Source organism: Streptomyces sp. NPDC002825 (assembly GCF_040295385.1).
Classification (GTDB): Bacteria; Actinomycetota; Actinomycetes; order Streptomycetales; family Streptomycetaceae; genus Streptomyces.
In genome coordinates, this window is record NZ_JBEOVH010000002.1 from 267,287 (window position 1) to 284,191 (window position 16,905).

Here is a 16,905-nt window from a genome sequence, read left to right on the forward strand (position 1 = left end):
GCTTTCCCCAGCCTGTGGAGACCCCCATGCCCGCTGTCGCTCTCGGCCCGAACCCTGCGCGCGGTCGCACCATCACCGAGCAGTTCCACGCCTTCGACGCACACAACCCGCACGTGTACCGCGCCCTGGAACGCCTGGCCGCCCGGCGTCTTGCCGCCGGTGCCACCCGCGTCGGCGTGAAGGACCTCTTCGAGGACCTGCGACGCCAACTCCCGCACGGTGTCGCCGGGCTGAACAACAACTTCACCGCCCTCTACGCCCGCCGCCTGGTCGACGACCACCCCCGCTGGGCCAGCGCGTTCGAGCTGCGTCGCCGCCGCGCCGCCTGACCTCCCCGTCCCGCCCTCTACCGATACGGAGAAGCCCCTTCTTGTCTGCTCGCCCCCGCCTCCTCGTCGTCTCGCCGGGCGATGAGATCTATCGCGGCTACTGCCTTGAGCAGGTGGCCGCCGCGTACGACGTCGTCCTGCTGACCGGCACCGAGCCGTCGTGGGAGAAGCCGTACATCGTCGATCATGCTGTCGCCGACCTCGACAGCACCATCGACCTGCTCGCCGCCGGCCGCGTCCTCGCCGAGCGCCACGAACCCGCCGGCGTGGTCACCTGGTCGGAGTGGCATCTCGTTCCCACCGCTCGCCTCGCCCGTGCGCTCGAACTGCCAACGAACTCCGTCGAGGTAATGCGGGCCTGCCGCAACAAGGCCACCGCGCGCACCCTGTTCGCCCGCCACGGCGTGCCCTCGGCCGCCTCGATGAAGGCACGGTCCCTGGTGGAGGCCGGGCTGGCGACGATGACCATCGGCTACCCCGCCGTCCTCAAGCCCGCCGCGTTCGCCGGAAGCATCGGCGTGATCCGCATCGACCGGCCCGAGCAACTGCCCGACGCCTTCGACTTCGCCTCGGCCGGTGCCGGCCAGAGCCGCGAGGACACCGCGGTCCTGGTCGAGGAGTACCTCGACGGCCCGGAGATCTCGGTCGAGTGCGTCACCCACCACGGCGAGACCACCGCCGTCACCGTCACCCGCAAGGGCCTCGGCCCGCCGCCGTACTTCGAGGAGACCGGCCACACCGTCGACCCCGACGACCCGCTCCTCGCCCAGGTCGCGCCGGTCGCCGCCGCCGCGATCAAGGCCCTGGGCATCACCGACGGCGTCCAGCACGTCGAGATGCGCCTGGTCGACGGCCGCCCCCGCCTGATCGAGGTCAACGCCCGCATCGGCGGAGACATGATCGGCCACCTCGTCCGCCTCGCCACCGGCATCGACCTGCCCAAGGCCGCAGCCGACCTCGCCTGCGGCCGTACCCCCGACCTCACCCCGACCCGGCACGAGACCGCCGGCATCCGCATGCTCTACCCGGCCGCCTCCGGCACCCTCACCCAGCGCCACATCAACCAGGAATTCGCCGCCCGCACCCCCTGGCTGCGCCAGGTGCAGTGGACCCGCCAGGTCGACGAACCGATCCTCCTGCCGCCACACGGAGACCTGTTCACCGCCCGGGCAGGGTTCTACATCGTCACCGGCCGCGACACCACCGAGGTCAACGAGCGCCTCGACACCGCCGCCGGCGAGATCACGGTGACCACCCGGGCGGCATCATGAGCCCTGAATCCGACCGCCACGAGATCGACGGCGACGTCTACGTCTCCCCGCGCTATCTCGCAGGCTCCATCAGCATCGGCGACCCCGCGCTCGCCCCGCTCCTCGCCCTCGGCTGGGACCTGGAACACGACGACCTCGGCAACGTCTACGTCAACTCCTCGGACCGCAAGGTCCGCCTCGGCTTCCTCCCCGAAGGCGAGGACGACGGCCTGTGGCGCATCAACGCCTACAAGGACCCGTTCGGCCGGCCGACCTGGGGCGCTTGCTTCAACGACTCCTGCCCCACCGAGTTCGTGACCGCCTTCACCACCGCACTCGCCGAGGCGTACGAGAACGGCCCGGACGCCTACCTCGCCGCCCCCGACCCGAGAAGCATGGACCGCGATCCGTTCCTTGCGGTCGTCCCCCTCATCCAACGCGGCTGGCAGATCGAAAACCCCCGCTGGGGCGTCTTCGCCATCCACTCTGCCGACGGGCTCGCCGGACTGGAGTTCACCACCGGGCGCCTCGACCCGGAAGCCGAGCTGACCACCCGCGACGCCCGCTGGCAGATGTGGGCCGGCACCTCGATCGACGGCCCCGCCTGGTACGCCACCGCCAGCACCGACACCCCCGTCGCCCTGCTCAAGGCCGTCACCGAGTGCGTCTCTGACCCGGCCCCGCTGCCGCGCTGGCGTCAGGACACCCACAGCTACGTCGAGGGCATGGCCCAGCTCACCCCCATCCTCCCGCCAAGCCTGCCAGCCCCGACCCCGCTCGACGTGCAGCGGGCCGCCCGCCGACCGGCCACGCTCCCCGCCCCCAGCGTCCCGCGCTGGAGCACCACCAGCCTCCCGGCCCTGCCCAGCCCGCGCCGCTTACACCAGCTCGACCTCGACCGGAGACACCTCTTGTCCCTGCAAGCCCCCGAGTTCTTCGCCGAACTGTCCCTTCCCTTCCTCGACAGCACGGTCGTGGGCAACACCTACTACGCCACCCCCGTCGCAGGCGCACCGCTGCGGCTGCGGATCGACTTCAGCCGCACCATCCACGCCGACACGTACGGCGGCCTGCACCTGGCGGTCGTCCACGCGGACCGGGGCGAGATCGACGCCGTGGCGCTCGACTTCGTGGACCACGGCACCTTTCACCGCCGCGACGAGGCCCACAACACCTTGGTGAACAGCAAGCAGTACGGCACGTTCACCGCATACCGCCGTCCCGGCAAGTCGCCGTGGGAGGGCGCCGTCACCACCGGGCTGCGTGACGCCATCGAGCAGTACGCGGCGGTCTGGTTCCCCGGGGCTTGGGCCGAGTCCGCGCCGCCACGCACCGCGGGCCGTACCGCTCACAGGACCCCCGCCCCGCCGGTCGCCCGCAGTGGTGGCCGCGCCCGGTGAGCCGAGCCTCTCCGTCCCTGTGCCCAGTGCTTCGCTCGGCCTCTCCAGGAGCCACTTCGTGTCGACCGACCCGTTCCAGAATCTCGACCCCGCCCAGAGCGTGAAGGTCCTTCCTCGCCACCTGACAGGACCCGGCCCGGCCAGTCCCCGTACCGCCTGGCCCTTCCCCTTCGACAAGGACTGGTCACTGCACCAGCCCGAAGAGGGAACAGCTTTCGCCACGAGCCCCTGCCTGCGGCTGTGGACGAGCCTGGTCCTCGAACCCGACAAGCCCCGCAAGGGAACGTGGACCATCGCCGCAAACCGCGTCCCCTTCGGCCCGGCGGCCTGGCAGATCACCCTCGACGCCTCCACACCGGTCGAGCTGCTGCACGACCTTCACACCGAACTGCTCGACCTCTACCTGGAAGACCGGTACAGCGACCGCGACTGGCTGTACGAGGACGCGACAGCGCCGCACGAGGCGTACGCACCGCTGTTCGCCCGAGGCTGGAGCCACAGAGTCAAGACGGACGGCACCCAGACCTTCCTGGCGCCGGACGGGCTCGGGGGCGTACGGCACCGCTACGCCACCACCGGATCTGACGGTCCGACCTGGAGGGCCTGGGGCGGATACCCGAGCGAACCTCACTGGCAGGCGCGCTTCTCGTTCGGTACGCCGACCACGCTCGTCGCGGCCTTCACCGCCTCGCTGATCTCCAACGAGCCGGTCCACCGCACTGCCCAGGACGTCCCCTTCCACACCCGCCGTCACCTTTACGTTGCCGCACCAACGCCGGCCAAGCAGACGGCGGGCCCTCTGCCCGTCGCCCCGCCTCCCAAGGGCGTCGGCCTCGGCCGATCTCTCTGAACTTCTTCCTCTCACTCGCACCAAGGAGTCTTTCTCGTGCATGCCCGTACCGTTCGCGGTGCTCTCCGAACTCTGGCCGTGGCCACCGCCGCCGGCGTGGCCGGGACCCTGGCCTGGACTCCCGCCCAGGCAGCCCCCGCTCCCATCTCCCTGGGCCCCGGCTACACGATCCCCGACTCCGAGGGGAACGCCGGCTCCAGCCACATCGGCGCCTACGGCCCGCCCGGCCCGGCAGTCCACGGAGATGCCGAGACCTACTGCGCCGACCCTGAGCGCAAGGGCCCGGCCGACGCCGGCGGCTACGGCGCCCCGCGGCCGGTGACGTCCTGGACGTCGTCGGTGACTGGCAAGACCGTGCCGAAGGAGCGTCTCGCCCAGGCGGCGTACGTGATCGGCAAGTACGGGCAGACCCGCGAGAACGCGCAGGCGGCAGCGGTCGATGCCGTCGTGTACGAGTACCTGGCCGGCGGCACGTACGCCCTCGACGGCGCCCGCGGCAAGCAGCGCCTCGCCTACCCCGTCGTCTCGCCCACCGCCCGCACCCTCGCCCAGGGCTACATCGCCGAGGCCAAGCGGCTCGCCGGCCCCTACACCCTCACGATCACCCCGTCGGTGACGACCACCACCGCCGGAACGAAGGTCACCATCGCCGTGAAGGTCACCACGAGCGCGGGCGCCCCCGTGCCGAAGGTGACCGTCGCGCTGGCCGAGTCCGGCTCCGGCACCGCCTCGGGGAAGGTCACCACGAGCGCGAGCGGCACCGCCCAGTGGGAGTTCACCGCGAAGACCTCGGGCACCGCCAGCGTCACCGCGAAGGCCGACGGTCTGCCCGCCACCGACCTGCAGGTCCTCACCCCGAAGAACCCCGCCGCCCAGCGCATGCTCCTCGCCGGCGGCACCACCAGCGTCAAGGACTCGGCCACCGTCACCGTGGACGAGGCGACCGGCGGCGTCACCATCCGGAAGAAGGACCCCGAGGGCAGCCGCCTGGTCGGCGCCGCCTTCGAGCTCCTGGACAAGGACGGGAAGAAGGCCGCCGAGGGCAAGACCGACGAGCACGGCGTCCTCGCCTTCGACCAGCTCCGGGCCGGCACCTACCGCCTGCGCGAGACCTCCTCCGGCAGCCCCGTCCACGACCTCGTGCCCGAGCAGACCATCACCATCACCGCCGGACGCACCGCCCAGGCCAACCCGATCGACCTGATCGACCCGTTCAAGAAGGCCGATCTGGCAGTGAAGAAGATCGACAAGAACACCGGCAAGCTGCTCGCGGGCGCGGTCATCGCCATCCGGGCCGACGAGACGGACAAGACCGGGCAGCACATCCCCGGCAAGGTCGTCACCACGCTGACCACCGGCACGAACGGCACCGCCGAGGCCGACCTCGACGTCACCCTCAAGGCCGGTACCCGCTACTGGGCCGCCGAGACGAAGGCCCCCGACGGCTACCAGCTCGACACCACCTCCGTCGCCTTCACCGCGAAGCCCGGCGCCGACGTCGCGGTCACCCTCGCCGACCAGCCCGTCCCGACCACCCCGCCGCCGAGCCCGAGCACCCCGCCCACGACGCCCCCGGTCCCGCCGACCACGCCGCCGGCGCCGCCGTCCGGCTCCCTCGCCCACACCGGCGCGGACACCACACCGTGGCTGATCGCCGGTGCGACCGCTCTGCTCGCCAGCGGCTCGGGCCTTTACCTGTTCAGCCGCCGCCGGCGCACGAGCGACACGGCCAGCTGACCGTCGAGCGCACCCTTCCCGTACCGACCGCCCCGCCCGGAGTTCTCGCCATGAAGCACCATCAGATCCTGCCCACGCTCGCCCTGACCACCGCGGCCGTGCTCGCCACGCCCGCTGCCGCTATCGCCGCCCCGTCCCCCGAACCGACTCCCTCAGCGACGGCCGCCCGCGCCGAGGCACCGACCCCCGAGGCGGGCAGCATCGAGATCACCAAGAAGGACCCGGCCGGGGACGTGCTCTCCGGCGCCGCGTTCCTGCTGCTCGACTCCGCCGGCCAGGAGGTCGGGGGCGGGAAGACGGACGCCCAGGGGAAGCTCACCTTCCCCGACCTCGCGCCAGGCGTCTACCGGCTCAAGGAGACGGCCTCCGGCAGCCCGCTCCACGAGGTTGTGGCCGACCAGGACGTCATCGTCACACCGGGCGCGACCACCCGGCTGACCATCACCGACCCCTTCAAGGCCGCCAAGGTCCTCCTGCAGGCCAAGGACAGCAAGACCGGCAAGCTCCTGCCCGGCGCCACCGTGAACATCGACTGTGGCGTAGCGACCCTGCTGACCCTCGCCACCGGGCCGAAGGGCACCGCCACTGGTGAACTGCCGGTGACTAGCAAAAAGGCCGAGTGCTGGGTCAAGCAGGTCAAAGCACCCGCGGGCTACGACGTCTACAAGCCCTCGAAGAGCTTCACCATCACGCCTGGGGCGCCGGTGACCGTGACCGTCACCAACGCCAAGACCGCCACCCCGCCGAAGCCCACCCCCTCGGACCAGCCGACGCACAAGCCCACCGGCACGCCGCCCGCTCCTACGGTCAAGCCGAGCAGCAGCCAGATCGGCGGACCGAAGACCACGCCGACGCGTTCAAAACCGTCGGAGGCCAACTTCCCGTCCGCCGCCTCATCGCCCAACGCATCCGCGGCCCCGGCCGATGGCTCCGCCCTGGCGGCCCCCGCAGGAGCCCTTGCCTACACCGGGGCCGACTCCAACGCCTGGCTCCTTGCGATCGGCGGGCTCCTGATTGCGGCTGGCGGCGGGGCCCTGATCGCGGTGCGACGGAAGAAGGCGGAGGACGAGGAGGAGACCCCGGCGACCAACTGATCGGGGGAACAGCCACGAATTCCGCACCAGCAAGTCCGGCCCAGCAGTCCGCTCGCCCCAGCTCGAAGGCCCCGGGAACCACCACGGTTCCCGGGGCCTTGGCACATCCGGGAGGCCGCGTCCGATGCGCTCCGCTAAGAACTCAGCCGCTCATGACGGCCACCGGAGCGAGAGCACCAGCTGCCCAAACGCGTCGACTGGCGGACGGTTCGGTGCCAGTCACGGAGTGACAGACGCCGCAGACGACTCGTCCGCCTCCCAGGGCAGGACGACCTGCTCGGGCATCCGCGACAGCGTCTGCACCAGGTCGGAGCGGTGCAAGGAGTGGCCGGACGCCAGGAGCAGCCGGACGTAGGTGTCCAGTACCCGAAGCAGCTCCTCCGGCACCCCGCGCGCGGCCGGAGCCTCCCAGACGTCGGCGAGCACCCTGTCCGCCTCCTCCCCGGTCACGCGGAAGAACGAGTGCCGGTCCCAAGAAGCCATGCGCTGCAGGGTGCCTCGGTCGCTCCGGCCGTTCCGCCCCATCAGGCGGTTGCCCGCCAGCTCCAAGGCCCGGACCACCGCCATCTCGGACACCGCGACCACCGCTGCCGTCGGCTGAGCCATGCTCTCCCCTAACCGTGCATTCCTCGCGCCCGGCTGCGGCTCCGCGGCCCAGGACGGACGAAGTGCTGTAGCGCCGTGTGGATCTTCCCGAATAGGGAGCACCGCGCGTCTCTGTCAGTCTGCCAAATGACGAGCCGTCTAAGGGAATACGAGGGACTGCCGAGATTGCGGCCACTACGCTCTGCCCGGTGCCAGCTAGACCGCGTTGCGGACGATTCCGCCCCCAGTTGGGCCCGGACGGCGTTCGAAGAGCCTCTCGGAGAGGGAACCATGACCACGATCGATAGTGCGACGCTGACCGCTCTCAATGCGGCCTCCCAGGGTTTCGTGTTCTACTCCGGCATCTCCGACAGGCTGGGCGCCGCGTCGAAAGACGCCACCGGAGGACTGGACGAAGAGCACGTTGAAGCGCTCCGTGCCGGATTCCTGTTCTTCCTGCGCACCGATGGCACCTTCGTCGGCGAGTACGTAGGCGCCGGGCCGCAGCCGTGGCCCCGTGAGCTGTCCGAGGTGAGTAGGCGGACGGTCGACATCTGGGCCGCGTACGGCGCAGTGGCCGACCACCCCGGTGCCCGTGGCCGCCTTCACGACCTTTTGCACGTCGTCAGCTCCGGCCGTCCCAGGATCGAACACCTTCGTGCGGCAGTGGATTCCTACGTCGAGTCGGCGGACTGGTTCGAGGCGGCGCCCCAGATGTCGGGCGGCAGGATGCGCGCGGCGGACTCGCTGGTGCGTGCGTTCGAGCTCGCGCTCTCGGTCAAACTGCCCGCTGCCGCGGATATCGCCGCGACCATGGTCGCCCGGGCGATGACGGAGATGGACAGAGGCGATGAGGGCCCCGGTGTCGCGGGAGCCCTGCTCAACCCGCTGGTGAAGAGGTCCAAGTGGCATGCCCACGCCTTGCCTGTCGCGGAGCGGGCGGCCGAGCATTACCGGCGTGATGCACACGCCCGTGTCTCCTTCCTGCGTGACCTCGCGGCGGTTACTAGGGGCGACCCCGGTGGTGTCGAGCGGATTAACCGAGCCATCGCCGCCACCTACACCGACGCGGCCGAACGGCTCGGCGGCGTCGCGAAGTTGATGATGCTTTCCGATGCCGCCGTGCACGCCCGCGACAAGGGCCTTACCGACCTGCACGCAGACATCCGCATGAAGCAGCAGGCGCTGACCCGCGAGGACCTGGAGTTCCAGAAGGTTCGCTTCGACACCGGTATGCCGGAGGAACTCTTCGATGCCGCTGGTGCGTACATCGGCGAGGCCAAGGATCTGGAGGACGCGCTGCTGCGCATCGCCGACTACCCGGCACCTCCGCAGGCCGAATCGACGGCCGAGGGCGACGAACAGGGGTTGCAGCCCTCCTTCCTCCGCCTGGGCACGGTCCGGATCAACACAGCCGGCCCGGTACTCGTCCACAACACGGGACGGCAGGAGGCCCCAGGGTATAAGCAGCGCGTCATCAGCCTCGAACTAACCGGTGTCCTGATCAGCCGCCAGTTGGATGTGCTGTGGGAGCGCTTCGAGCCCAGCATCCGGGAGATGGCGACGGTACTCACCAACCCGGTCGTTCTTCCCGCCGAGCGCGCCCGACTGCTAGCCCGCGCATTTCAGCTGTACTGGGAGTACGACGAGATCGCCCTGTTCGTCGCCGTCCCCCTGGTCGAGGGCATCCTGCGCCGCTACCTCAAGCAGCACACTCCGGTGATCAACCTGGCTAAGGGAGACACCGCAGGCGGTGTCAGTCAACTGGGGGGACTCTTGCGCTCCCTGGCCGATAGGCCGGACCTGGCCGGAAGCTCATGGGCCTGGAGCTTTCTGCTGCTGCTCGCCGAGCAGGATGCGGGACCGAACGTCCGGAACACCATCGCGCACGATCTCTGGGAGTCGTTTCCCCCGCGCCACCAGACTGCGATGCTCCTGCTTGCCGCGTTGGTCTTCCTTCGTGCGGCGTCGGCCGGTTCGACCGGCGAGGCAGAAGAGTGAGGTCGCTTCGCCTGAATATGCCTCCGTGTAGAGCGCGCTGAACTTCCAGGGGGTGTAGGGACGATGGGCCGGGTGAGCTCGCAGGCGGAGTGGGTGCCGCCCAACAAGTGCCTAGTTGTCCGTTGACAGCGAAGTCAGTCGGACGTGAGGCGCTGACCTGCGCGGACTAACTTCGCTGGCAACGCGGCCTTGTGGCGCTGGCCTCGCTCCGCGCCTCGTTGTTCCGTCTCTGCCGATCTGGTCCATCTCTCAAGCGAATGGGTCTGATTCGCCCGATGTCTCAGGTGATCGGGTCCGCGTCTGAGGGCCGGGCGGGAACCGGTCGTCACCTGCCCGCCGGTGCAGTCTGCCGCTCAGATGAGGTGCCGCCCGGAGAGGAACCCACGCCACTCGTTTACAGCGTCTTCGGCGATCTCCAGGACGTCGCGCTCCCTGCCGCCGGACGCAGTGTAGAAGCGGTACTTTGCGGTGCCCGTGCCGATGAGTACGGCGACGTCGTTCCGCGCAATCGTCGTTGAGAGGTCACCGGTCTGCGAGGTCGTCAGCTTGTAGTGCTTCGATCCATTGGCCAGATCTGCGCAGAGCTGGAGAACCGAGCTGCCATCGATCAGTGAGTGCACGTCGTCCTTCGTCACCCCGCTCGCCTGATCGTTCCGGAGCCAGTCTTTGAGGTGGTGCGCGGATTCGAAGAACGACAGAACTGCGTCGATCGCAGCATCAGCGTCCGGCGCGCCTCCGTATACGGCTCTCACGGCCTCGAGGCGGCGATTTACCCGCTCCCATTGCGATTGCCAACCTTGACCAAGCATGAAATGAGTGTCGCAGCAGGAGGAGCCGACGCCAGGCATTCAGAGGCCGGGCGAGTCGCGCCCCTTCGGGTTCAAGGACACGCACTACCGAGACTTGCCAGGGCGAAACGGCAGAGCCGAACCAGATCGACTGAGTCAGCACTCGCGCCCAAGCGCGCCCAGGACCAGATTGATTGAGACTCCCGGCGGCCAGGCGTCTCAATCGATCTGGTGGCCGCAGGTCAGGGCTCTGCCCGCAGGTCAGATCCTTTGAGACGGGACACTCGTGACCTGCGACGACTGGATTGAATGACAAAGAGGGCCGCGGACTGGGTTCGATGTCGACGGACACTAGTTCGCCGGGGGCAGACAGGAAAGACCTCGGAAAGACTGGCCAACGCAGGCAGGGGCATGTCAACGTAGACGACCTCGCAAGAAACCCCAGGTCAAAGAGGTGATAGCCCGTGACCGTGGCTCCCATGAGCCCTGGATTCTCCACGAACGTGAAAGCACTTCGGCTTCGCGAGTGGAAACTCGGCCCCGGCCAGCCCACGCTCGTCATGGACCTGTTCTCCGCGGAGGACTTCCACCTCATCGTGGACGACCGCGCGGACGTGCACGTCAGCTCGAAGGACGGCCGGTTCTACCTTGGCTGGTTCCCGCTCGGCCGTCCCGGTAGCAACGGGGAGGGATGGAAGATTGCCGTCACCGGTACGGCCAAGGTGCGCGGCTATTCCCTGTCGTTCGATACCGAGACGCCGGCCGAGATCGTGGCCGCCACCGTAGCGCGGGTGCTGGAGACCTCACGCCGCGTGTGACAACGCATGCATCCCATGGAGCCCCTCGCTCCGAGGCTGCCGGCGGACCGCCGACCGGTTCCACCGCTCATCGCTTTCCCTCACCCAGGAGGTACTTCGTGACGTCCCCGGAGATGACCGTCGGCGACCTCGCCGACCTGTTGTCCCGCTGCGACCGTGATGCTCCGGTTCGACAGGCCATGAACCCGTTCTTTCCGGCGGCCCACCGGCTGGCGCAGGTCGTGCAGTCCGTGGATCAGACCGGCCAGACCGTTGTCTACCTCGCCGAGGGACGGGACGAGAACACCCAGCTCGGTCACCTGCCCCCGGAGGTCGCCGTCGCCCTGACCTGGCAGGAACCCGTCCAGGCACCCCCACGCCGCCCTCGCCGCAGTGCCGGCGGCAAGTAGAACCGCATCGAGCCCTTGGAGGCGCCCCTGTACCCCGACTTTCCGCTCGTCCCGTCCACGCCGCCTGGCGGACAGGCCGCGTTCTGGGTCGGCCCCCGGCACCTGGCCGGTGACGACAAGCGCCTCTATGACACCGTCGCCGACACGCTCTCCGGCCTGGGCTGGTCGAGCCTGACGATCGTCCGCGGTCGCGACGAGCCGGACAAGGACCGCCAGGTCCTGCGCAGCACCGTCCTGCACATCAGCCCCGACACCCTCCGGTGGGCCCAATGGTGTCTGCCGGACGAGCCGTTCTATCTGGGGGAGCTGCCGATCGCCTGGCAGATCTCCGCCCGTCCGGGCACGAGCAGTCCGCTCGCTGGGTGGTCGGCCTACTTCACCCCCGATGTACCCGGCGAGGCTGTGGCCGACTTCCTCGTCGCGCTCGACGCCCGCGACCAGCCCGTCGTGCCGTCCGCCGGCCCGGAGGTGGTCCTCGACGCGGTCGCCGCACACGGCTGGCTCCGCGACATCGACCAGCCCGAGGCGGCAGCGACGGACCCGACCTTCACCTCGCACATCAGCCTCGGTGAGGTACCGCCCCTCATTCAAGACGGCGACCCGCGCGCGCTGACCACCAGCGCCGACGAGGCGGGACCGGCAGGGTGGCAGGCATGGGCCGAGCCCGCGCTCGGCGCACCGTGCCTGTGGGTGGCGTCGTTCGGCAGCAGCGTTCCGCACGACCTTGTCGCCGCCTTCGCCGCATCCCTCAGTTCGACCGCACCGGTCCTGCGACGGGTCCTGCCCGAGGCCACCCAGGAGCGGCTCCTGCGCGCGCCGGCCATCTAACGCCTGGCGGCCCCTCTTGCCCGACGCATACAGCCCGGCCTCCCTATGGGAGAGCCGGGCTCCTTGCTGTTCGGGCCGGAACCCACCTGCACACGATGCTGCCCCGCGTCGTCGAGGCCGACGCAGCATGTTGGTGCCAGCCCAAACGGCACGCACTGACGGCCGGTGGACGCGCGGATGCCCCCGACCCACGCCCCAAGGGGCGTGGGTCGGGGGCATCCGCGGATCGGGACCGGTCAGCTCGTCGCAGTGGCCTTGGCGAGGGCCTTGCCGAGGTGGCGGTCGACCAGGGCCGGCGAGCCGGACACGATCACCAGCAGACCGCCGTCGCGGATCGCGGTCTGCTTCACCACGGTGCTCCGCCCTCCGACGGAGAACGTCAGGAGCTGGCTCCACCGCTCGTCGCCGAGCCCATGAGGTGCGGTCAGCTTCTGCGAGACGATGTCGATCGGGGTCCCGCCCGCGACGACCTGATAGCTCGGGCAGCCGGTCATGGCGTCGAAGATCCGGCCGATGCCGTCGGACAGCTTGTCCGCGCTGCCGCTGTACAGCTCCTCGGAGATCTCGGAGGCGCTGTCGCCGTAGGTGAACGTGACCTTCGCCTTGCGGGGGAAGGCGAGCGTGCCGCCGGTGGCCGCTTCGCCGCCCAGCTCGTTCAGGGCGCGGCAGCCGATGACGGTGACGTCGTCGTGCTGGCTGGGGCGCTCCGGCTTGCGCGCGTAGCCACTGCCGAGATCGCTCTCGTCGAGCAGGCGCGTCTCCAGGATGGCCGAAGACAGCGGGGCGGCGTTCCGGTCGGAGCGGACCGGCTCACCGGCGGGAAAGGAGGCGGTGGTGTCGGGCTTCGTGCCGGCGGCGCCGCTGGTGCAGGCGGGTACGGCGAGGAGGGCGGCGGTGATGCCGAGGGCGGTGGTGGCGACGCGAACGCGCATGACGGTACTGACCCCTTGGTACTTGGAGACGGGTGGTCAGTGCGGGCCCGCGGGCCCGGTGGGGTTGTAGGGGTGGGGGTCAGTGGCCGAGGTGGCGCAGGCAGTCCTCGAACGTGGCGTGCGTCGCGTCCGCCGGCCCGGCGCTCCGGTTGTACCAGGCGGTGTCGAGGCGGGTCTCCTGCTGCTGGTGGCCGGCCCGGCAGCGCAGCCAGATCTCGTCGCGGGTGGAGAGGACGAGCCAGTCCCGGTACGCGCCGCACCCGGTGCAGGCGACCATCTCGCCGTCGAGGACGAGCGGCTGCCCCCAGGGCATCATGCGGCCGTCGAGCTGGTCGTGGCTGGGCACCCGCAGTTCCGGCGGAAGGAAGTCGTCCACCACGGCGACAGGCTCACCGCGCTCGGGCTCGGCCGACGGCTTCCCGATGCCCGGCGGGACCTGGTCCTGCAGTCGTGCCGACATCTCGAAGAATCGGCGCTGCGCCTCGCTGGGCTCCGCCGCCCGGCGGCGTATCCGGTGAAACATCCTGACGTCCTCCTTTGCCTCGTCCTGCTCGCGTCATGATCGTGCCCCACACCTCCGGGAGCTTCAATTCACAAAGTCCACAGTGACCTTCGAGGAGGCCAGGACGGTGGCGGTGTCCCTGTTCCCGAGGGCGCGCCGACACGCACACGCCCTGGCCGGAGGGCTTACCGGGCCTTTCCGACGGTGCCCTCCCCGCCGCGCCGTCGGCCAGGTGCAGAGGCCCGGGCTGCCGCCCTGCGCGTCGGCGACGAGCCGCCTGTCGTGCCGTACGCGGGCAATTCCGAGGCGTCGGCGGGCAGGTCGGCCATCCTCCGCATCCGCCACACCAGTACGTCGCTGACCGACTCCGCGGTGTCGAGTTCGCGGCGCTCGACCGCGTCGGACAGGAGGGCGGCGGGGTCGTGGCCGGCGGCTTCGGCGTCCGCGATGGTGGCGGCCAGGGCGTACCAGCCGGGCTCGGCGAGGATCTGCTCGGCCAGAGCGGGCAGCGCCTGGCGCAGCACGACCGTCTGGCGCTGGAGGAGGGGCCGGTTCAGGCGCCGGCCTCGCTGGTAGAGCACGCCGAGGGGCTGGGCGGCGGCCTCCTGGTAGGCGGAGCGCAGGTGCTCGGCGGCCCGCGCGGCGGCGGCGGCCTGCTGTGCGTGGCCCTTTTTCGCGTGCCAGTGGGCGGCGGCGGTGATGAGGAAGAACAGCATGTCGATCGCCATCGCGGTGCTCGCGCCGTCCTCGCCGCGGCCGAGGGCCGGGCCGCCGTGTACGAGGTCGCGGGCGGCTTGGCGCAGGGCGCGGTCGTGTCCGCGTATGGCGCGGACGTGGGAGCGCGAGGCCCGTTCGAAGGCCGTTGCGGCGTCGCGAAGTTCGCGGCGGGTGTGGGCGGCGGACGTCTTCGCGAGGGCGTCGAGGATCTCGCCGGCCGCGGCGATGTGCGCGGCGGCGACCGCGTCGTCGCCGTGCTCGATGACAAGCATGGCCTGCCACGCGGCCGATGCCGTCCTGCGGCGGGCAGCGGCTGGAGTGCCCGGCCCCGTACGGAACGCGTCCTCCGGCCGGGGAGCGGGGGCGTCCTGGGCGTCGCGGGACCAGCGCTCCCGGATGCGGGGCAGCGAGAGGTCGGGGGCAAGGCGCGCGCCGGGGTAGAACACCGGCTCGCCGTCCCGGTTCCGGTCGTCGGGCAAGGCGACCTTGTATCCGAGGAGGTCCCCGGAGGGTGCGGTGCGCTTGCGGATCAGGAGGCCGGCGCCGGCGAGCCGGTCGAAGAACTCCTCCTCGCTCCTCACGCCGGCCACCGCACGGCGTACGGTCTCGCGCAGTTCTTCGCGGGCGGTGCGCTCGCGGCCCTGGCGCTCGGCCTTGTGGCGCTCGGCGCTGGTGGGCCGCTGAGCGGCCGTGCCGTCGCCGGGCGCGACCTCGTGGAGCCCGAGTTCCTTCTCGATGAGCCGGGCTTCGGCCTGGGCGCGGGCGCCCGAGCGGAAGTCGTCGGGGCGTAGGCCGTCCTCGCGGACGAGCGTGGCGACGATGTGGATGTGGTCGTCCGCGTGCCGTACGGCGGCCCAGCGGCAGCCGGGCTGCCCGTTGCCGGGGTCGATGCCGGTGGCGGCGACGATCCGGCGGGCGATGCCGGCCCATTCCTCGTCCGACAGCGTCCGGTCGCCGGGGGCGGTGCGGACGGAGGTGTGCCACACGTGCTTGGCCGGGCGGGCGTGCTTGGGAAGGGCCATCACAGGCTGGTCCAGGAGCTGCTGGAGGTCCTTGAGGGTGGCGTTCGGGTCGCGGCCGGGGTCGGGGGACATGTTGTCGAAGGAGGCGACGAGGTGCGGGTCCGTGTGCTCCTCGTGCTTGCCGGGGCCGTAGAGGTAGGCGAGCAGGCCGATGGTCCGGTCACCGGGGTCGTTGACGCTCGGGATCATGATGCCTGCTGCTGTTCGAGGACGGCGGTCGCGGCGGCGTGCACCGCGTTGGCGGCCCGACGTACGGCCGCGAGGCTCGCCTCGAGTTGAGGGATGGTGGCATCGGCACCGGCGTTGAGGGCCTTGGTCATCTGGTTGAGGTTGTTGCCGGCCCAGCCGAGCTTGCGCCGGCTGTCGAACAGGGCGGTCAGGACATCGCGTTCGGTGGCGATCTCGGCGTTCGTTCGGTCGAGATCCCGGGCTGCGGCGAGCGCGGCACGGGCGAGGAAGCCGCCGACGGTCAGGTTGCACTGGGCGGCGGCGGAAACGATCAGGGCGCACTCGGCATCGTTGAAGCGGGTCGTACGCAGGTGGCGGCGCTTCTTCTCGGGCGGCTGACGCGGACGCTGACGGGCAGGACGCTCACGAGGTCGACGATTCGGCGTGCGTTCCTCCTCCGGCTTCGACCCGCCCTCGGTCGAAGCCCCCCGGACCTGCGCCCCCCGGTGCAGGTCCTCTCCCGCCCCTTCAGGGGCGGGCTCGGCGGAAGTAGTACTTCCGCCCCAACTTGCTCGCCCCGGGACCGAGTTGTGGTCGGGAGCAGGTTCTGGGGTGGTGCCGTTCTGGGGCGAATGCGTCATCGGGATTCGGGCCTCGTGGAACGGATGCGGTGCTGGATGGCGGCGGCCAGTTCGAGGACGTCGGCCGGTCCCGCAAGGACGCGGACAGGGCCGTCGGGACGGCCCTGGACGAACCACTGGCCGGTGGGCGCGAGAACAGCGGCGTGTACGAGCCGCCGGCGGACCAGGACGTCCGCCCAGGCGCCGGCCTCGGCGACCGTGGGCTCGGATGACCGAGGAGAAGGCGGAATCACGGCGTACCTCCGTAAGCGGGGCGGTGGCCCGGCGCGAAGCCGGGCCACCCATGGCGGATAGGGGCGCTGAGCTGGGGCTTTGCAGGCTCAACCGCACTCGGGGCAGCGCCCGACATGGCCACTGAGGGCCCGGGCCATCCGCTGCTTCGCCGACGCGGCCTGCTTCGCGCTGGACTTCGCCGCCGGACTGCCCTCGTACCGCTTGGAGTGGGCGAGCATGAAGCCGATCTCCCGCTCGTACTGCGTACGGATGGTGGTGAAGTAGTGGCAGGTCCTCATCGGGCATTGCTCCTTGTCGTCGTGGTGTCGATGCTCCGCAGCTCCTGGAGGACGAGGCTCAGCCGGTCGTTCCGGCCACCCTTCAGTCCCTCGCGGCGGAGGATCTCCCGAAGCTGGACTCGGGTGATGGCCGGGTTGCCGTCCCGTTCGAGCAGGGCGGGGACGTGAGGGAGGACCTGCTGGACGAGCTGGTCCACCGACTGCTCCGACTCGCGCGACGGGCGCTGCGCCTGCGGGGTGCGGGGGCGACTGCCGCGCTGCCCCTTGCCCTTGGCCCTGGTCTTCGAGCTCGCCTTTCGCCGGAGGGGGACCTTGTGTCCCCGGTCCCCGGTGGGTTCGGTC

The 16,905-nt window shown here is 70.5% G+C and carries 18 protein-coding genes and 2 pseudogenes; 12 read left to right on the forward strand and 8 right to left on the reverse strand.

Features of this window, described 5'->3' with window-relative positions; all coding sequences use genetic code 11:
- Positions 1-26: 26 nt before the first annotated feature.
- The 7 genes and pseudogenes from ABT041_RS03610 to ABT041_RS03640 all read left to right on the forward strand — a co-directional run bounded on the left by ABT041_RS03610 (position 27) and on the right by ABT041_RS03640 (position 6,660).
- Positions 27-329: a hypothetical protein gene (locus ABT041_RS03610; protein WP_351178321.1), complete on the forward strand. Its 303-nt coding sequence runs from the start codon at positions 27-29 to the stop codon at positions 327-329.
- Positions 330-370: 41 nt separating this feature from the next.
- Positions 371-1,600, forward strand: a complete 1,230-nt coding sequence (locus tag ABT041_RS03615; protein WP_351178324.1) for an ATP-grasp domain-containing protein — start codon at positions 371-373, stop codon at positions 1,598-1,600.
- Positions 1,597-2,457 (forward strand): annotated as a pseudogene (locus ABT041_RS03620) (SPDY domain-containing protein); the annotation flags it as partial. The gene ABT041_RS03615 and the pseudogene ABT041_RS03620, both read left to right, overlap by 4 nt.
- Before the next feature lie 33 nt (positions 2,458-2,490).
- Positions 2,491-2,979 (forward strand): hypothetical protein, encoded by a 489-nt coding sequence (locus ABT041_RS03625; RefSeq protein ID WP_351178862.1) that lies wholly within the window; start codon positions 2,491-2,493, stop codon positions 2,977-2,979.
- Positions 2,980-3,037: 58 nt separating this feature from the next.
- Positions 3,038-3,829, forward strand: coding sequence for an SPDY domain-containing protein (locus ABT041_RS03630; RefSeq protein WP_351178327.1), 792 nt, complete (start codon positions 3,038-3,040; stop codon positions 3,827-3,829).
- A gap of 78 nt (positions 3,830-3,907) precedes the next feature.
- Positions 3,908-5,566 (forward strand): MSCRAMM family protein, encoded by a 1,659-nt coding sequence (locus ABT041_RS03635; protein WP_351178330.1) that lies wholly within the window; start codon positions 3,908-3,910, stop codon positions 5,564-5,566.
- 50 nt (positions 5,567-5,616) lie between these two features.
- Positions 5,617-6,660 carry an MSCRAMM family protein gene (locus tag ABT041_RS03640; RefSeq protein ID WP_351178333.1) on the forward strand — a complete coding sequence of 348 codons (1,044 nt, stop codon included), beginning with the start codon at positions 5,617-5,619 and terminating at the stop codon, positions 6,658-6,660.
- A 219-nt stretch (positions 6,661-6,879) separates the two neighbouring features.
- Here ABT041_RS03640 and ABT041_RS03645 read toward each other — a convergent pair whose 3' ends face one another.
- Entirely contained in the window at positions 6,880-7,266 is a 387-nt protein-coding gene (locus ABT041_RS03645) for a hypothetical protein (RefSeq protein WP_351178336.1), read from the reverse strand.
- A 270-nt stretch (positions 7,267-7,536) separates the two neighbouring features.
- On the opposite strand from ABT041_RS03645, the gene ABT041_RS03650 reads away from it, so the two are divergent.
- Positions 7,537-9,246, forward strand: coding sequence for a hypothetical protein (locus ABT041_RS03650; RefSeq protein ID WP_351178339.1), 1,710 nt, complete (start codon positions 7,537-7,539; stop codon positions 9,244-9,246).
- 353 nt (positions 9,247-9,599) lie between these two features.
- Here ABT041_RS03650 and ABT041_RS03655 read toward each other — a convergent pair whose 3' ends face one another.
- A complete protein-coding gene (locus ABT041_RS03655) occupies positions 9,600-9,998 on the reverse strand; it encodes a hypothetical protein (protein WP_351178342.1) in 399 nt (132 codons plus the stop codon).
- Between the two features lie 515 nt (positions 9,999-10,513).
- Between ABT041_RS03655 and ABT041_RS03660 the strand changes: the two genes are divergently transcribed.
- From ABT041_RS03660 to ABT041_RS03670, 3 genes are all read left to right on the forward strand, one after another.
- Positions 10,514-10,852, forward strand: a complete 339-nt coding sequence (locus ABT041_RS03660; RefSeq protein WP_351178345.1) for an SPDY domain-containing protein — start codon at positions 10,514-10,516, stop codon at positions 10,850-10,852.
- A 98-nt stretch (positions 10,853-10,950) separates the two neighbouring features.
- Positions 10,951-11,241: a hypothetical protein gene (locus tag ABT041_RS03665; RefSeq protein WP_351178348.1), complete on the forward strand. Its 291-nt coding sequence runs from the start codon at positions 10,951-10,953 to the stop codon at positions 11,239-11,241.
- A 15-nt stretch (positions 11,242-11,256) separates the two neighbouring features.
- Entirely contained in the window at positions 11,257-12,069 is an 813-nt protein-coding gene (locus ABT041_RS03670; protein ID WP_351178351.1) for an SPDY domain-containing protein, read from the forward strand.
- 236 nt (positions 12,070-12,305) lie between these two features.
- On the opposite strand, the gene ABT041_RS03675 is transcribed toward ABT041_RS03670, so the two are convergent.
- The 4 genes from ABT041_RS03675 to ABT041_RS03690 form a co-directional block, all read right to left on the reverse strand.
- A complete protein-coding gene (locus ABT041_RS03675) occupies positions 12,306-13,001 on the reverse strand; it encodes a hypothetical protein (protein ID WP_351178354.1) in 696 nt (231 codons plus the stop codon).
- Between the two features lie 79 nt (positions 13,002-13,080).
- Positions 13,081-13,524 carry a hypothetical protein gene (locus ABT041_RS03680; RefSeq protein WP_351178357.1) on the reverse strand — a complete coding sequence of 148 codons (444 nt, stop codon included), beginning with the start codon at positions 13,522-13,524 and terminating at the stop codon, positions 13,081-13,083.
- Between the two features lie 164 nt (positions 13,525-13,688).
- Positions 13,689-15,431: a relaxase/mobilization nuclease domain-containing protein gene (locus ABT041_RS03685; protein ID WP_351178360.1), complete on the reverse strand. Its 1,743-nt coding sequence runs from the start codon at positions 15,429-15,431 to the stop codon at positions 13,689-13,691.
- Entirely contained in the window at positions 15,428-16,051 is a 624-nt protein-coding gene (locus ABT041_RS03690; protein ID WP_351178363.1) for a plasmid mobilization protein, read from the reverse strand. Before ABT041_RS03690 ends, ABT041_RS03685 begins: the two co-directional genes overlap by 4 nt.
- Positions 16,052-16,080: 29 nt before the next feature.
- Here ABT041_RS03690 and ABT041_RS03695 point away from each other — a divergent pair, with 29 nt between their 5' ends.
- On the forward strand, positions 16,081-16,263 hold the full coding sequence (locus tag ABT041_RS03695; RefSeq protein ID WP_351178366.1) for a hypothetical protein: 183 nt from the start codon (positions 16,081-16,083) through the stop codon (positions 16,261-16,263).
- A 108-nt stretch (positions 16,264-16,371) separates the two neighbouring features.
- Here the strand turns inward: ABT041_RS03695 and ABT041_RS03700 are convergent, their stop codons facing one another.
- Together ABT041_RS03700 and ABT041_RS03705 are read right to left on the reverse strand one after the other, a co-directional pair.
- The gene (locus ABT041_RS03700) at positions 16,372-16,563 is read right to left on the reverse strand and encodes a hypothetical protein (protein WP_071273764.1); all 192 of its coding nucleotides are present in this window, start codon (positions 16,561-16,563) and stop codon (positions 16,372-16,374) included.
- A pseudogene (locus tag ABT041_RS03705) lies at positions 16,560-16,905 on the reverse strand (hypothetical protein); the annotation flags it as partial. The pseudogene ABT041_RS03705 and the gene ABT041_RS03700, both read right to left, overlap by 4 nt.

Excerpts from the sequence above, each read along its gene's own strand:
- ABT041_RS03610 (WP_351178321.1), top strand. The coding sequence starts at position 27 with ATGCCCGCTGTCGCTCTCGGCCCGAACCCTGCGCGCGGTCGCACCATC.
- ABT041_RS03640 (WP_351178333.1), top strand. The coding sequence starts at position 5,617 with ATGAAGCACCATCAGATCCTGCCCACGCTCGCCCTGACCACCGCGGCC.
- ABT041_RS03645 (WP_351178336.1), bottom strand. The coding sequence starts at position 7,266 with ATGGCTCAGCCGACGGCAGCGGTGGTCGCGGTGTCCGAGATGGCGGTG.
- ABT041_RS03650 (WP_351178339.1), top strand. The coding sequence starts at position 7,537 with ATGACCACGATCGATAGTGCGACGCTGACCGCTCTCAATGCGGCCTCC.
- ABT041_RS03660 (WP_351178345.1), top strand. The coding sequence starts at position 10,514 with ATGAGCCCTGGATTCTCCACGAACGTGAAAGCACTTCGGCTTCGCGAG.
- ABT041_RS03675 (WP_351178354.1), bottom strand. The coding sequence starts at position 13,001 with ATGCGCGTTCGCGTCGCCACCACCGCCCTCGGCATCACCGCCGCCCTC.
- ABT041_RS03680 (WP_351178357.1), bottom strand. The coding sequence starts at position 13,524 with ATGTTTCACCGGATACGCCGCCGGGCGGCGGAGCCCAGCGAGGCGCAG.
- ABT041_RS03685 (WP_351178360.1), bottom strand. The coding sequence starts at position 15,431 with ATGATCCCGAGCGTCAACGACCCCGGTGACCGGACCATCGGCCTGCTC.
- ABT041_RS03690 (WP_351178363.1), bottom strand. The coding sequence starts at position 16,051 with ATGACGCATTCGCCCCAGAACGGCACCACCCCAGAACCTGCTCCCGAC.
- ABT041_RS03700 (WP_071273764.1), bottom strand. The coding sequence starts at position 16,563 with ATGAGGACCTGCCACTACTTCACCACCATCCGTACGCAGTACGAGCGG.